This window comes from Jiangella alba, assembly GCF_900106035.1.
In the GTDB taxonomy this organism is placed as follows: domain Bacteria; phylum Actinomycetota; class Actinomycetes; order Jiangellales; family Jiangellaceae; genus Jiangella; species Jiangella alba.
In genome coordinates this window covers 2,050,553-2,065,614 of record NZ_FNUC01000003.1, presented here as the reverse complement: position 1 = coordinate 2,065,614, position 15,062 = coordinate 2,050,553, and the positions used below count along the sequence as shown (strand labels likewise).

The window sequence follows — 15,062 nt, the reverse complement described above, 5'->3', positions numbered from 1 at the left end:
CGATGAGCACGACGGCCACGCTGAAAGGCATCGAACTGCGGCGACTCAGGCTGCCCCTGGTGGCGCCGTTCCGGACCTCCTTCGGCACCCAGACGACCAAGGACGTCGTGATCCTGCGCGCCGTCACGTCCGAGGCCGAGGGCTGGGGCGAGTGCGTCGCCGCGCCGCACCCGCTCTACGCTTCCGAGTACGTCGAGGCGGCGATGACGACACTGCGCGAGTTCCTCGTGCCGGCACTGCGCGACCTGCCGCACGTCGACGTGAACCTCGTCGCGCCCGCGCTGGCCCGCTTCCGCGGCCACCGCATGAGCAAGGCGGCGCTCGAGATGGCCGTCTGGGACGCCGAGCTACGTGGTCTGGGGGTGCCGCTCAGCCGCGCACTCGGGGCGGTCGCCACGTCGGTGCCGGCGGGTGTCTCGGTGAGCATCATGGACACGCTCGACGAGCTGGTCACCGCGGTCGGAGCGTACCTGGCCGACGGCTACCGGCGGATCAAGCTCAAGATCGAGCCGGGCTGGGACGTCTCCGCCGTCGCCGCCGTCAGGGAGGCGTTCGGCGACGTCGCGCTGCAGGTCGACGCGAACACGGCGTACACGCTGGCCGACGTCGACCAGCTGCGCAGGCTCGACGAGTTCGGCCTGCTGCTGATCGAGCAGCCGATGGCCGAGGAGGACGTGCTGGGTCACGCCGAGCTCGCGCGCCACCTGCGGACCCCGATCTGCCTGGACGAGTCGATCACGTCGGCCCGGGCCGCCGCGGACGCGATCCGGCTCGGCGCGTGCCGCGTCGTCAACATCAAGGCCGGCCGGGTCGGCGGCTACCTCGAGGCCCGGCGCGTGCACGACGTCTGCCGCGCCCACGACGTGCCGGTCTGGTGCGGCGGCATGGTCGAGACCGGTCTCGGCCGGGCCGCCAACGCCGCACTCGCCGCGCTGCCCGGCATGCTCCTCCCCGGCGACGTGTCGGCGTCGTCCCGGTTCTACCGGCAGGACATCACGCCGCCGCTGGAGCTCCAGGGCGGCTTCATGCCGGTGCCGACGGGCCCGGGCCTGGGCGTCGAGCCGGACCCGGAGATCCTCGAGTCGGTGACCGTCCACACCGAGTGGTTGCCGCTCGGATGATCCATCTTGGTGCGGTCACACCAGACCGGGCCGCTCCTTGGTGCGGGGACACAGACGCCGGCGTCCACGTCCCCGTACCATCGTCGCTGTGAGCCGCCCGGATCACCCTGACTGGCCCGCCGCATCGGACGGACCCTCCACGACGCTGGCCCGCATCCTGGAGGATGCCGGCCACACCCTGCTGCGGCCGGCGTTCGAGGGCCAGGACCTCGGCCGCGTCGTCGACGGCCTGGTGATCCACGATCCCGCCGACCAGCTGGCCTGGCCGCCACGTCCACTCGTACTGGGCGTCGGGGTCCAGCCGGGTGAGCAGCTCACCGGGCTGCTCGAGCAGCTCGCACGGCGCGACGGCGGCGCCCTCGTCGTCCGCGAGAACGTCCTCGCGTCGCTGTCGCAGCGGGCCGTCGGCGCGCCGATCCTGACGCTCGGCGAAGAGCGGTCGTGGATGCAACTCGCCGCCACGCTCGCGCCCCTGGTCAGCGGCGCGTCCAGCCCGATCAGCGCCGCGCCGCTCGGTGGCGTGCCGACCGGCGACCTGTTCGCCCTCGCGAACGCGATCGCGGAGATCCTCGACGCGCCGGTGACCGTCGAGGACCGCGACTCCAGGGTGCTCGCCTTCTCGATCCGCCAGGAGGAGGCCGACCCGTCCCGGGTCGGCGCGATCCTCAACCGGCAGGTGACGCCGTGGGCGACGCAGGACCTCCAGGAGCGGGGGATCTTCCGCCAGCTCTACCGCACCCAGGAGGCGCTGTTCGTCGAACCACCGGAGAGCGGACACGGCGGGTGGTCGATGCCCCGCGTCGTCCTCGGCATCCGGGCCGGCGACGAGATCCTCGGCTCGGTGTGGGCCGCGGTCCCCGGGCCGCTGTCGGACGATCGGATGCAGCACTTCCGCGACCTGCAGGGCACCGTCGCCGTGCACCTGCTGAGCCACCGCGCGAACGCCAACGTGGAGCGCCGGATGCGGTCGGACCTGACCGCGCAGGTCCTCGCCGGCGGGCCGGAGGCCGAGGAGGTCGCGGCCCGGCTGGGCCTGCCCCGCCGGCCGCTGCTCGTGCTCGCGGTCGCGCTCCCCGACGGCGAGGACGACCCCGGTCGCCTGCATGCCGACCGCGCCGCCGAGCTGCTGCGGCTCGGCGACGCGTTCGACATGTACCTCGGCACCTGCCAGCGGGGCGCCTCCGCGGCGCTGGTCGGTGACGTCGTCTACGGCATCGTGCCGCTCCCCGCCGGCGCCGGCTCCGATCCGGAGTCGGACCGCGGCCAGCGCATGGCGAAGGACTTCCTGGCCCGGGTCGGGCGGCAGTCCGCCGCGGTCATCGGTGTGAGCGGGGTGGCCCCCGACGCCGGCAGCCTGGCCCGGGCGCGCGAGGACGCCGACCGTGCCCTGCGGCTGGCCCGCAGCTCGCCCGGCGGCGACCGCGTGTGCTCGACGGTCGAGCACGCCTTCGAACTGCTCATGATGGAGATGACCGACCTGGTGTCGGCCCGCGGCATGAGCCTCAGCAGTCCGTTCGCCCGGCTCGTCGAGCACGACGCCCGCCACGGGTCCGGCCTGGTGCCGACGCTGCGGGCGTGGCTGGACCACTTCGGCGACAACATCGCCGCGGCGGCGTCCCTGCACGTCCACCCGAACACGTTCCGCTACCGCCTGCGGCGGGTCGGCGAGATCTCCGGGATGGACCTCGACGACGGCGACGAGCGGTTGTCGCTGATGCTCCAGTTCCGTCTGTTCATGCGCTCCTGACCGGCCGCGTTGTGGCGCACGGCGGACCCGCGCCCGCGATTTGGTGTCACGACACCAGCGCGCGCCGGCCGGCTGTTGCCACGATGAGAGCCCCGATGAGAGGACCGGTGTGGAGCGCTATCTGACTGTCGACGACATCGGACGGATCAGCATCCCGGAGCAGCCGGCGATCAGCCCTGACGGCAGCGCGGTCGCCTACGTCGTGCGTACCGACGACCTCGGCGCCGACCGTACCGAGCGGTCGTTGTGGCTGGTGCCGACCGGCGGCGGAGAACCGCGCCGGCTGACCCCGCCCGGCGGCGACTCCTCCCCCGCGTGGTCGCCGGACGGCCAGCTGATCGCGTTCCTCCGCACGACTGACGCGGCGCCGCAGATCTGGCTGCTGGACGTCGAGACGCTCGAGCCGCGGCAGCTCACCCACCGAGCCGGCGGAGCCGGCGCTCCGGCCTTCAGCCCCGACGGCTCGCGACTGCTGTTCACGGCCGCGGCCGACCCCGCCGGACCGGCGGCCACCTGGGCGTGGGGCGCCCCGGTCGTGAGCCGCCGCCTCGACTACTTCGCCGACGGCGACGGCGTCCTCAGTACGTCCCGGCGGCACGTCCACGTCGTCGACATCGGCGGCGGCCGCTGTGAGCAGATCACCGACGGCGACTGGAACGCCGTCGGAGCCGCCTGGTCGCCGGACGGCACCCGGATCGCCTTCTCCGCCGCCATGGGCGCGGACGCCGATCTCACCCGCGAGTCCGCCGCCTACGTCGTCGATCTGGACGACCCGGAGCGGGTGCCGCGGCTGGCCGGCTCGGCCTCGGGTAGTGCGGGGCCGCTCACCTGGACCGGCGACGGGACCCGGCTGCTGGTCTGCGGCCATCCGGACGGGCCCGGCCGGTTCACCGGCCTGCTCCTCGTCGACCCCGGCGACGGCACGACCCACCACCTCACCGAGCACCTGGACCAGCAGGTCATGTACGGCGCGCCGGGCTATCCCGGGTCGACACCACGGGTCGTGGCGGACGGCGGCACCGTCCTGTTCTGCGTGCGCGACGGCGGCTACGTCGTGCCGTACTCCATGCCCGAGGCCGGCGGCCCGGTGACGCCGCTGCTCGCGAAGTCCGGCCGCAACGTCTCGAGCCTCAGTGTCGCGGCCGGGCTGGTCGCCTTCCTCGGCAGCGACGCCGAGACGTTCGGCGACGTCTTCGCGCTCGACCTCGCGTCCGGTGAGACCACCCAGCTGACCCACCACCGGGCCCAGCTCGGCGAGCTGCGCCTGGCCCAGCGTCATGAGCGCACGTTCCGGATCTCCGACGGGACGACCGTCGCCGGCTGGGTGATGCGCGATCCGGACGCGTCCGGGCCGCAGCCGCTGCTGGTCGACATCCACGGAGGCCCGCACAACGCCTGGAACGGCGCCGCCGAGAGCGTGCATCTCTACCACCACGAGCTCGTCGCGCGCGGCTGGACCGTGCTGCTGCTCAACCCGCGCGGGAGCGACGGCTACGGCGAGGCCTTCGCGCAGGCCGTCTCCGGCCGGTGGGGCACGTCGGACGCCGCGGACATCCTCGAGCCGATCGACGAGCTGGTCGCCGAGGGACTCGCCGACGACGCGCGCGTGGCGGTGACCGGCTTCAGCTACGGCGGCTACCTGACCTGCTACCTCACCAGCCGGACCGGCCGGTTCGCCGCGGCCGTCGGCGGCGGTGTGATCAGCGACCTGCGCAGCGCCGCGGGCACCACGGACAACCGCCGCGCGCTCTCGACCACCGAGTGGGGCGGTGCGTTCTGGGAGAACGCCGACGACTACGCGGCGATGTCCCCCATCACCCGGGTGGGCGACGTCCGCACGCCCACCCTGCTGCTGCACGGCGGGGCGGACGTCCGGTGTGCGCTGGACCAGGCCCGGCAGTGGCACACGGCGCTGCGCGAGCTCGGCGTCGACACCGAGATCGTGGTCTACCCGCGAGCGTCGCACGACATGCTGTTCGACAGCCCGCCCCGGTTCCGGCACGACTACAACGCGCGGGTCGTCGACTGGGTGACGAGGTACGCCGGCTGATGCTCATCTCCGGCATCGTGGCGGCGCCCGGCGCCGGCACGTACAGCAACGACGACCAGGCCGCCATCGCGGCCGGTGCGACGCGCGACGGCTACTTCTACGACGGCCCGGTGCTCACGCCCGGGTACCGCGCGATCCGCCAGCCCAGCGAATCGCTCCAGATCCTGCTCGTCCTCGACGACGACCACGTGGTCACCGGGGCCGGCGTCTCCGTGCAGTACGCCGGCGGTTCGGGCCGTGAGCCGGTCCTGCTGGCGACAGCGGCCCGCGATCGGTGGCTGCCGGTCCTCGACGACGTCCTGCGAGGCGCGACCCTGGACTCGTTCCGGGCGACCTCGGCCCTGGTCGGGACGCTCGGGCTGCCCCGGTCGATCGCGTACGGCGTCAGCCAGGCCCTGCTCGAGGGCGCGGCCTACGCCACTCGGCGCACCATGGCCGAGGTGGTCGCCGCCGAGTACGGCAACGCCGCTCCGATCGGCCCGGTCCCGATCCTCGCCCAGTGTGGTGAGGACCGGCACGCGGCGATCGACCGCATGGTGCTCAGGGGTGTCGAGAGCCTGCCGCACGGGCTGATCAACAACGCCGGCCAGCTGGTCGGACCCGGCGGCCGGTTGCTGATGGACTACGCCGGCTGGGTCCGCGACCGGGTCGTGGCACGGCGCCTCGACCCCGCCTACGAGCCGGTGATCCACCTCGACTGCTACGGCACGCTCGGCGACGTCTTCGGCTCGCCGGCGCAGGTGGCCGGCTTCCTCGCCGAGCTGTCCGACCGGTGCGCGCCGCTCGCCCTGCGCATCGAGCAGCCGGTGCGCGCGCCGTCGCGGGAGGCGCAGATCGACGTGCTCCGCGGCCTGCGCACGCAGCTGGCCGCCTCGGGCACGCCCGTCCAGCTCGTCGCCGACGAGTGGTGCAACACCCACGAGGACGTGCTGGCCTTCCTCGATGCCGAAGCCGCGGACATGATCCAGATCAAGATGCCCGACGTCGGCAGCATCGACGACACCGTGAGATCCGTCCGCGCCTGCCATGCCGCCGGCGTCGCCGCCTACTGCGGCGGGTCGTGCACCGAGACCGACCTGTCGGCCCGTGTCGCCACGCACGTCGCCATGGGCGCGGGTGCCGACCTGCTGCTGGCACGGCCCGGCATGGGCGTCGACGAAGCGGTGATGGTGACCAGGAACGAGATGGCCCGCACCCTCGCGATCATCGAGCACAGGAGTGCACGTGACCGGTCTCAGTGACATCAGGATCATCGCCGTCGAGCAGTACGGTGCCGGCCCGTTCGGATCGCTGCATCTCGCCGAGCTCGGCGCCGACGTCGTCAAGGTCGAGGACGCGCGCACGGACGGCGACATCGGACGTCACGTCCCGCCGTTCGCGGAGGACAACGACAGCCTCTTCTTCCAGAGCTTCAACCGCAACAAGCGCAGCGTCTGCCTCGACCTCTCCGTCCCCGCCGGGACCGAGGTGCTGCATCGGCTCGTCCAGGACGCCGACGCGCTCATGTTCAACCTCCGCGGGGACGTGCCGGACAAGCTCGGCCTGCGCTACGCCGACCTGCGGCACCTGAACCCGCGGCTCGTCGTCTGCTCGCTCTCCGGCTACGGGATGACCGGATCCCGGCGGGCCGAGCCGGCCTACGACTACGTGGTCCAGGGCCGGGCCGCCTGGATGGCGCTCACCGGCGATCCCGACGGCCCGCCGACCAAGAGCGGGCTGTCACTGGTCGACTACTGCGGCGGACTCGTCGCCGCGATGTCGCTGCTGGCAGGGGTGCACGCCGCGCGGCGGGACGGCGTGGGCGGCGAGTGCGACGTCAGCCTCTTCGACACCGCGATGGCCATGCTCTCCTACCCCGCGACCTGGTACCTCACGCGCGAGCACGAGACCCACCGCAAGGCCCGGTCGGCGCATCCGTCCGTCGTCCCGTTCGGTGCCTACCCCACCGGCGACGGCTGGCTGATGATCGCCTGCGTCAAGCCGAAGTTCTTCCAGCGCCTGACCGAGGTTCTCGACATCGCCGAGGTGGCTGCCGACGCACGCTTCGCGACGCTCGCGGCCCGCCAGGCGCACCACGCGGAGCTGGACGCGCTACTGGACGCCGCCCTGCGCCGGCACGGGACCGACCACTGGGTCCGGCTGCTGAGCGCCGCCGGGGTGCCGTGCGGGCCGGTCAACGGGCTGCGCGAGGCGTTCGAGGAGCAGCAGACCGCCGACCGCGGGCTGGTCGTCGCGACGGACCACCCCGGCTTCGGGACGGTGCGGCACGTGCGCACCGCGGGGCGGGCCTGGTGGGCGCCGCCGGAGCCGGGCCGCGCGCCGGGTCTGGGCGAGCACCGCGACCAGGTGCTGCGCGACGAGCTCGGGCTGAGCGCCGCGGAGCTGGCCGACTACGCCGAGCGGGGCGCCTTCGGCGCCGCGGCTGCCGAGCCGGACAAGACCGCGTGACCGGCGCACCGGCCTCGGTGGCGGCACTCGCCGCCGAGCTGCACGCCTTCGTCCAGCTGATCGACGACGACCCCGCGGCCGAGGGGTCCAGCCCGGTGGCCGGATGGACGGTCGCGGTGAAGGACAACATGGACGTCGCCGGAACCGTGCGTACCGACGGGCTCCGTGGCCCGCATCCGCCCGCGGCCACGGCCGACGCGGAGGTGGTGCGCCGGCTGCGCGCCGCCGGGGCTCGCATCGTCGCCAAGGCGAACCTCGAGGAGCTGAGCTTCGGCGCGACGACTCAGAACGCCACCTGGGGCGCCTGCCGCAACCCCTGGGACCGCGGCCGGATCCCCGGCGGATCGAGCGGCGGGTCGGCCGTCGCGGTCGCCGCGGGCCTCGTGCGTGTCGCCGTCGGGACCGACACCGGCGGCTCGTTGCGCAACCCGGCCGCGTTCTGCGGCGTGACCACGCTGCGCCCGAGCCATGGTCTCGTCCCGACTCTGGGCGTCACGCCCTTGAGCCCCAGCATGGACGTCGTGGGCCCCATGGCGCGCAGTGCCGCCGAGGTCCGCGCCGCCCTCGACGTCATGGCCGGCGCGGCGCCGCACCCGCGGCCGCGGAGCCTGGCCGAGCTCACCGTGGGCGTCCCGGAGGGCTACTTCCTGGACGATCTCGAGCCCGCGGTCGCCGACGGCTTCGGCGACCTGCTCGGCCTGCTGAGCGCCCAGGGCGCCCGCGTCGTGTCCGTGGCGGGGCTCCGCGACGTCGAGCGGGTGCACGAGGCGATGGCCGCGCTGCAGAACTCCGAGGCGGTCCGGCACCTGCGGCCCTACTGGCACGACGGCCGCGTCTCCGCCGGCGTCAGAGGGCGGATCGAGGCCGGTCGCGGCGTCACGACCGAGGAGATCGAGAACGCGCTCGGCGTCGCCTTCGCGTGGCGGGGGCAGGTCGGCAGCGTGCTCGGCGACGTCGACGTCGTCGCGGTGCCGGCCACGCCCTTCGTCGCGCCGGCCGCCGACCAGGGCGATCTCACCCTCGTCAGCCGGCGGATCAACCGGTTCACCGGCTGCTGGTCGCTCACCGGACTGCCGGTGCTCGGCCTCCCGGTGTCGCCGTCGCCGACGGGACTGCCGGTCGGCGCACAGCTGGTCGGCCGGGGCGGTGCCGACTGGGCCCTGCTGGCGATCGGCGAGGCGATCCAGGCGGTCAGCGACTGGCATGGCCGGCGTCCCCCTGGCGCGCTCGCCGCCGGCGCCTGGTCCTGACGGCTCAGGGCAGCGCGGCCGCGGCGTGGGCGTCCAGCAACGTCAGCGGCAGCGGTCCGGCGCCGAGTACGGCGTCGTGGAAGCGGGCCAGGTCGAAGCGGGAGCCCTGCCGCCGAGTCGCCTCCGCCCGGATCCGCACGATCTCCAGCCGGCCGACCAGGTAGGCCAGGGCCTGGCCCGGTGTCACGATGTAGCGGTCGACCTCGGCGTCGATGTGGCCGGGGCTCAGCGGTGAGTTGCCGGCCAGGTACCGCTTGGCCCGGTCCCGGCTCCAGCCGAGCGCGTGGATGCCGGTGTCGATGACCAGACGGCACGCCCGCAGCGAGTCGAACGACAGCATGCCCATCCGGTCCAGGGCGCTGCTGTACAGGCCCATCTCGTCGGCCAGCCGCTCGGCGTAGAGGCCCCAGCCCTCGGTGTAGCCGGTGACCGCAGCGGTGCGCCGGAACTCCGGGAGGTCCGCGAGCTCGGCGACGAGCGCCATCTGGAGGTGATGGCCCGGCACCCCCTCGTGGTAGGCGAGCGCCTCGACCTCGTAGCGCGCCCAGGCCCGCGGATCGGAGACGTTGACGACGAAGCTCGCGCCCCGCGAGCCGTCCTTCGTGGGGCGGAAGTACTGGCCGAGCGATCCGCTCGTCGCCGTCTCGACCGAGCACGTGGCCGCCGGGATCCGCCCGAACCAGCCCCGAGCACCCTCGGTGGCCCTCGCCAGGGCGTGCTCGGCCGCCCGCACGAGGTCGTCACCGTTCTCGAAATGGAGCGCTGGATCCTCGCGCAGCCGGGTGAGCACCGTCGCGACGTCCGCCACCCCGAAGATCTCCCGGCCGAGAACGGCGTACTCCTCGGCCAGCGCCGCGACCTGCGCGAGCCCGATCTCGTGGATCTGCTCGGGAGTGAGATCGGTCGTGGTGTGCGCCCGGACGAGGGTGGCGTACGTCCGCTCGCCGTCGTCCAGCCAGCACAGCCCGCACCGCTCGTCCGGCCGCGCGGACGGCGCGGCCTGCTCCGCCAGCGCGTCGGCGTAGTCGTTCAAGGCGGGGCGCACGACCTCGCCGATCACCGCGTGCAGGTCCTGCCGGAGGGCGCTGCGGTCGACCAGCCGCGGCAGCGCTCCGACGGCCAGCAGCGGGTCGTCGTCGACCGGCGTGCGCAGCCAGTCGCGGACGCCGTCGACGGTCCCGTGGACGGCGAAGGCGACCGGAGTCCGTCCGGCCGCGCGACCGGCCCGGAGACGCTCCACGCGGTCACGGAGATGGCGGGCGAACGCGCCGTACTTCTCCGGGAGCGCGCGAGCCACCTCGGCCGACGGGAGCGACAGCTTCGAGACCCTGCCGGGCAGGGCCGCGACCGGTCCGAACAGCGGGTCGACGTCCAGTTCGGCGAACCGGCATTCGAGCAGGCCGGACCTGGTCGCGGCGTCCCAGGCGAGCACCGCGGCGTCGAGCGACGCGGCCGTTCCGTCCGGTATGCGCGCCACCGACGCGGCCGCGCGGGCGATCCGGCCGGCCTCGGCGCCGACGGCGTCCTCGGCCTCCTCGCTGACGTCCTCGAACAGCGGCGCCACCGAGTACTCACCGATGAGGTGCGCCCAGGTCGGTTCGGCGCGGTACCGAAGCTGCTGATACCGGTGGCCCAGATCCTCGACGTCCACCAGCTGGTCCTCCGCTGTCGGTTCGACGCGCCGCACACGCTCGGTCATTCGCTCAGGTGAGAGGCTAGGGACCGGCGTCACCAGCGTGCTTGGGTCGGGCCACCATCGACCGCGGGCCCGATTGTGGGGCCGGACAAGACGCGGCGCCGCGTCGTGGCTTCAATCGTGGGTCACACCATCCGGCGCCGATCCGGCTCACCCCGTCGGCCGCACAGGAAGACAGGCGACCATGGTCCGAAACCGTTCTGTTCGCATCTCGGTGCTCGCACTCTGTACCACTGTCGCGGTCGCTGGTTGTGCTGGCGAGTCGAGCAGTGGCGACTCTACGGGCGGCTCGTCCGGCGAGTACGCCGACGGGGGGTCGCTCACGATCGCGATCGACAGCGACCCGGGGGCGCTCGACCCGCAGCGCTCCGTCAACAGCGTCAACCTCATGATGAGCGTCTTCGCCTACGACACCCCCGTCAAGCTCCTCGACTCCGGCGAGGTCGCGCCCAGCGTCGTCACGTCCTGGAGCGGCGAGGGCACCTCCTACACGTTGACCGTTCGCGACGGCGTCACCTGCTCGGACGGCTCGCCGATGGACGCGCAGACCGTGGCCGACAACATCAACTACGTGGCCGACGCCGCCAACGCCTCGCCCATGCTCGGGGTCGCGGTACCCGCCGCGGCCACGGCGACGGGCGACAACGCCGCCGGCACCGTCGAGGTCACGCTTGAGTCGGGCGCCCCGTTCTTCCTGCAGAACCTGGCGGAACTGCCGCTGGTCTGTGCACCGGGCCTCCAGGACCGCGACTCGATGACCGCCGCCTCCGCCGGCTCGGGACCGTTCGTCCTGTCGAAGGCGCTGCCCGGCAACGAGTACGAGTACACGCTGCGCGACGGCTACGCCTGGGGACTGGACGGCGCCTCGACCGACGAGCCGGGCCTGCCGGAGACGATCACGTTCAGGGTCGTCGAGAGTGCGACGACGACGGCCAACCTGATGCTCAGCGGCGAGGTGAACCTCGCCCAGCTGGGCGGCACCGACATGCAGCGGCTGGAAGCCGGAGGCCTCTTCTCCGACGGTGGCGTCATCGTCGCCGACGAACTCACCTTCAACCAGGCTCCCGGAGAGCCGACGGCCGACGTCGAGGTCCGCCGTGCGCTGGTCGCCGCCCTCGACATGGACGAACTCGCCCAGGTGTCGACCGGTGGCCTGGGCGAGCGGGCCAACGGGCTGCTGACGGATCCGAAGATCTGCAGCGGGGACACGGTCACGCCGAACCTGCCGGCGTACGACCCGGAGGCCGCCGCGACGATGCTCGACGACGCAGGCTGGGAGGTCGGCGACGACGGACTCCGCGGCAAGGACGGCGCGCCGCTCTCGGTCCTGTTCGTCTACGACAACGAGGACCCGGAGACCGCTGCGACGGCCGAGTACATCGGCCAGAAGTGGGGAGAGCTCGGCGTGGAGGTCACGCTCAACGGGCAGTCGTTCACCGAGCGGTCCGACGTCGTCTTCGGCGGCAAGGGACCCTGGACCGCGACCCTCATCAACCTCGGCGTGAGCAATCCGGCCACGCTGATGCCGTTCTTCTCGGGCCCCACGCCGGCCGACGGGATCAACTACGGATCGATGAGCAACGACGTCTACGAGAGCTCGATCGGCGCCGCGCAATCGAAGGCGGGCACGGACGGATGCGACGACTGGAACGCCGGTGAGGGTGCTCTCATCAAGGATGCGGACATCACCCCGATCTCCGTCGTGCCCTACCTCTACTGGGGCAACGGGGTCGAGTTCGACGTCGTCGCCCGCATCCTGGAGCCCACCTCACTGCGTGTCCTCGCATAGGTGTGGCGGACTCGGTTCTGGAGGGAGGTCGAGTGAGGTCGTCGTTCCGCGCGAGGCACCCCTGGCTGGTGTTCCTGACCCGGCGGCTCGGCCGGTTCGTCGTGTCCATGGCGGTGGTCGTCACCGCGGCGTTCGCCATGGTGCACGCGCTGCCGGGCGATCCGGTCCGGGCGGCGCTGGGCCTGCGAGCGTCACCGGAGACCATCAGCGCCACGCGTGAGAAGCTCGGGCTCGACGACCCTCTGTGGCAGCAGTACGTGGACTACCTGCGCGGCCTGCTCCACCTCGACCTCGGCACCTCGCTCGACAGTCAGACGCCGGTCCGGGAGATCATGGCGCAACTGGTCCCCGCGACCGTCAAGCTGGGCCTGACGGCCTTCGTGGTCTGCATCGTGATCGCGATACCGGTGGGCCTGCTCATCGGTATCGCGACCCGGGACGGCCGGGGCCGCACGGTTCACCTCGGTTTCGGCGGCCTCACGGGGCTCGCGCTCTCCGTCCCCGACTACCTGCTCTCCGTCGGTCTCGTGTTCGTCTTCTCCGTCTCCCTCGGAGCGCTGCCCGTGGCGGGCATGACCGGTGCGGCATCGTTCGTCCTGCCCGTCATCGCGCTGGTGGTGGGCCCGGGCGCCTACCTGGCGCGGATCGTGCGGGCCGAGACGCAGGGGGTGCTGAGCGAGGACTACATCCGCACCGCCCGCGCGAAGCGTCTCCCCGCCCGCGTGGTGTATCTGCGGCACGCGCTGCCGAACACGCTGACGCCGACGCTGACCGTGTGCGGCATGATCCTCGCGTCGATGCTGGCCGGCACCGTGCTCGTCGAGAGCGTGTTCGCCTGGCCGGGCATCGGCGCCGAGCTCGTGGACTCCGTGCTCGTGAAGGACTACCCGATGGTCCAGGCCGTGGCGCTGTTCTTCGGGGCCGGCATCCTCCTCATCAACCTCGTGGTGGACGTCGCGATCGCCGCCTTCGACCCCCGCTCGACGATCAAGGAGAGCTGACGTGTCCTGGTCGCGCCGCACCCGGCACCATCTGTCGTCACCGCTCGGCATCGTGACGGCCGTGCTCCTCCTGGTCCTCCTCGTGACCGCGATCCTGGCGCCGCCGCTGCTGGGCGACCGCGCCGAGGAGATCGTCGTGGGTTCGCTCCAGGCGGGAGCCTCGGCCGACCACCCGTTCGGCACCGACGCCCTCGGCCGTGACGTGTTCACCCGGACGTTGGTGGCCACCCGGATGTCCCTCGTGCTCGCCCTGCTCGTGGTGGCCATCGGCGTGGTGGCCGGCCTGATCATCGGCGCCGTCCCGATCGTGCTGGGCAAGCGGGCCGGCCGCGTGGTGGTCGCGGGCCTGAACCTGCTGGTCGCCTTCCCCGGGCTGCTGCTCGCGCTGTTCCTCGCGATGATCTTCGGTGTGGGCGCACGCGGGGCCGTCCTGTCGATGGCGATCGCCTTCGCGCCGTCCTTCGCGCGGCTCACCCACACCACCGCGAGCGGAATCGCGAACGCCGACTACGTCTCGGCCGCGCGGCTCCTGGGTGTCTCGCGGTGGCGGATCCTGACCCGCCATGTCATCCCCAACATCTCAGAACCCCTGGTCGTGAACATGACCAGCCAGGTCGGAGCGGCGCTGCTCAGCATCTCGGCGCTGTCCTATCTCGGCTTCGGCGTCCAGCCACCGTCGTACGACTGGGGGCGCATGCTGTCCGACGGACTGCCGGCCATCTACACCAACCCCGCGGCCGCGCTCGCGCCGTGCATCGCCATCGTGGTCGCCGGGCTCACGTTCGTCCTCGCGGGCGAGCTCCTCACCCAGATCCTCGGCGGCAGCCACCATGGTCACCTCCGGATCCCGTCCCGTCTCTCGCGCCGACCGGGACCGGAGGCCGCCGCGCCGGCCCGATCGGCTGACGACGGCGACGACGTCCTGCGGCTCGACGGGCTGACCGTCACGGTGCCCGGCGAGACCGCGCCGTTCTCCCCGGTCATCGACGTGAGCCTGCGGATCCGTCCTGGCGAGATCGTCGGCCTCGTCGGCGAGTCCGGCTCAGGCAAGAGCCTCACCGCCATGGCCGCGGCTCGGCTCATCTCCTACCCGGGTCTCGCCGAGGCCGACGTGCACCAGATCAAGGGGCAGGAGCTGCGGCGGATGCGTCCGCGCGAGCGCGAGCGGTTGCTCGGCACCTCGCTCGCGATGGTCTTCCAGGACCCCATGTCGTCGCTGAACCCCACCCTCAAGGTCGGACGACAGCTCGCCGAGGTCGCCGAGACGCACGAGGGCCTCACCCGCCGAGACGCCTGGCAACGGGCCGTCGACAGGCTGAGCGCGGTGCTGATCAGCTCGCCCGAGGTGCGCGCGAAGCAGTACCCGATGGAGCTCTCCGGCGGCATGCGCCAGCGCGCGTCGATCGCGATGGGCCTCATGGCCCAGCCGGCGTTGATCATCGCCGACGAGCCGACGACCGCGCTGGACGTGACCGTCCAGCGCGAGGTGCTCAACCTGCTCGAGCGGATCTCCGAGCAGACGGCCGCCGCCGTCCTGCTGATCAGCCACGACATCGCGGTGGTGGCCGAGACCGCATCGCGTGTCCTCGTCATGTACGCCGGCCGCGTGGTCGAGGAGCTGCCCGTGAGCGGGCTGGTCACCGAGGCCGCGCATCCGTACACGCGCGCGCTGGTCGCGAGCATCCCCGACATGTCGACGGACCGGTCGCAGCCCCTCGCGAGCATTCCGGGCCGGCCACCGCACGCCGCCGACCTCCCGGCGGGGTGCGCCTTCGCCCCGCGCTGCGGCCGCGCCGACGACCGGTGTCTCGAGGACCGGCCCGAGCTCGTGGACTCCGGCCGGGGCGGCGCGGTCGCGTGCTGGCACCCGCTGCTGCCTGCCGGCCGGGCGACGCGCGGTGTGGCCGGGCCGGACTCCGTCCCCGCGAACGCCCGCCCCACCACCGAAGGCGAGGTCTGA

General features: G+C 72.9%; 10 protein-coding genes. 9 read left to right on the top strand and 1 reads right to left on the bottom strand.

What is annotated here, in order from left to right; genetic code table 11:
• Nucleotides 1-2: 2 nt before the first annotated feature.
• The 6 genes from menC (at nt 3) to BLV02_RS11960 (ending at nt 8,616) form a co-directional block, all read left to right on the top strand.
• Nucleotides 3-1,121, top strand: a complete 1,119-nt coding sequence (gene menC / locus BLV02_RS11985; RefSeq protein WP_069115146.1) for an o-succinylbenzoate synthase — start codon at nt 3-5, stop codon at nt 1,119-1,121.
• A gap of 88 nt (nt 1,122-1,209) precedes the next feature.
• Nucleotides 1,210-2,868, top strand: coding sequence for a PucR family transcriptional regulator (locus BLV02_RS11980; protein WP_083289253.1), 1,659 nt, complete (start codon nt 1,210-1,212; stop codon nt 2,866-2,868).
• 109 nt (nt 2,869-2,977) lie between these two features.
• Nucleotides 2,978-4,918, top strand: coding sequence for a S9 family peptidase (locus BLV02_RS11975; protein ID WP_069115147.1), 1,941 nt, complete (start codon nt 2,978-2,980; stop codon nt 4,916-4,918).
• On the top strand, nt 4,918-6,159 hold the full coding sequence (locus BLV02_RS11970) for a methylaspartate ammonia-lyase (protein ID WP_069115148.1): 1,242 nt from the start codon (nt 4,918-4,920) through the stop codon (nt 6,157-6,159). Before BLV02_RS11975 ends, BLV02_RS11970 begins: the two co-directional genes overlap by 1 nt.
• Nucleotides 6,143-7,366 carry a CaiB/BaiF CoA transferase family protein gene (locus BLV02_RS11965; protein ID WP_069115149.1) on the top strand — a complete coding sequence of 408 codons (1,224 nt, stop codon included), beginning with the start codon at nt 6,143-6,145 and terminating at the stop codon, nt 7,364-7,366. The genes BLV02_RS11970 and BLV02_RS11965 overlap by 17 nt, the downstream gene beginning before the upstream one ends.
• On the top strand, nt 7,363-8,616 hold the full coding sequence (locus BLV02_RS11960; RefSeq protein ID WP_083289255.1) for an amidase: 1,254 nt from the start codon (nt 7,363-7,365) through the stop codon (nt 8,614-8,616). The genes BLV02_RS11965 and BLV02_RS11960 overlap by 4 nt, the downstream gene beginning before the upstream one ends.
• A 4-nt stretch (nt 8,617-8,620) precedes the next feature.
• Here the strand turns inward: BLV02_RS11960 and BLV02_RS11955 are convergent, their stop codons facing one another.
• Complete coding sequence (locus tag BLV02_RS11955; protein ID WP_083289256.1) at nt 8,621-10,315, bottom strand: DUF885 domain-containing protein; 1,695 nt, start codon at nt 10,313-10,315, stop codon at nt 8,621-8,623.
• 181 nt (nt 10,316-10,496) lie between these two features.
• On the opposite strand from BLV02_RS11955, the gene BLV02_RS11950 reads away from it, so the two are divergent.
• The 3 genes from BLV02_RS11950 to BLV02_RS11940 are packed head-to-tail and all read left to right on the top strand — an operon-like array spanning nt 10,497 to nt 15,062.
• Entirely contained in the window at nt 10,497-12,101 is a 1,605-nt protein-coding gene (locus tag BLV02_RS11950) for an ABC transporter substrate-binding protein (RefSeq protein ID WP_069115150.1), read from the top strand.
• A gap of 32 nt (nt 12,102-12,133) precedes the next feature.
• Nucleotides 12,134-13,102 carry an ABC transporter permease gene (locus tag BLV02_RS11945; protein ID WP_069115151.1) on the top strand — a complete coding sequence of 323 codons (969 nt, stop codon included), beginning with the start codon at nt 12,134-12,136 and terminating at the stop codon, nt 13,100-13,102.
• A 1-nt stretch (nt 13,103) separates the two neighbouring features.
• Nucleotides 13,104-15,062: a dipeptide/oligopeptide/nickel ABC transporter permease/ATP-binding protein gene (locus tag BLV02_RS11940; RefSeq protein ID WP_069115152.1), complete on the top strand. Its 1,959-nt coding sequence runs from the start codon at nt 13,104-13,106 to the stop codon at nt 15,060-15,062.

Excerpts from the sequence above, each read along its gene's own strand:
- BLV02_RS11970 (WP_069115148.1), top strand. The coding sequence starts at position 4,918 with ATGCTCATCTCCGGCATCGTGGCGGCGCCCGGCGCCGGCACGTACAGC.
- BLV02_RS11955 (WP_083289256.1), bottom strand. The coding sequence starts at position 10,315 with ATGACCGAGCGTGTGCGGCGCGTCGAACCGACAGCGGAGGACCAGCTG.
- menC (WP_069115146.1), top strand. The coding sequence starts at position 3 with ATGAGCACGACGGCCACGCTGAAAGGCATCGAACTGCGGCGACTCAGG.
- BLV02_RS11950 (WP_069115150.1), top strand. The coding sequence starts at position 10,497 with ATGGTCCGAAACCGTTCTGTTCGCATCTCGGTGCTCGCACTCTGTACC.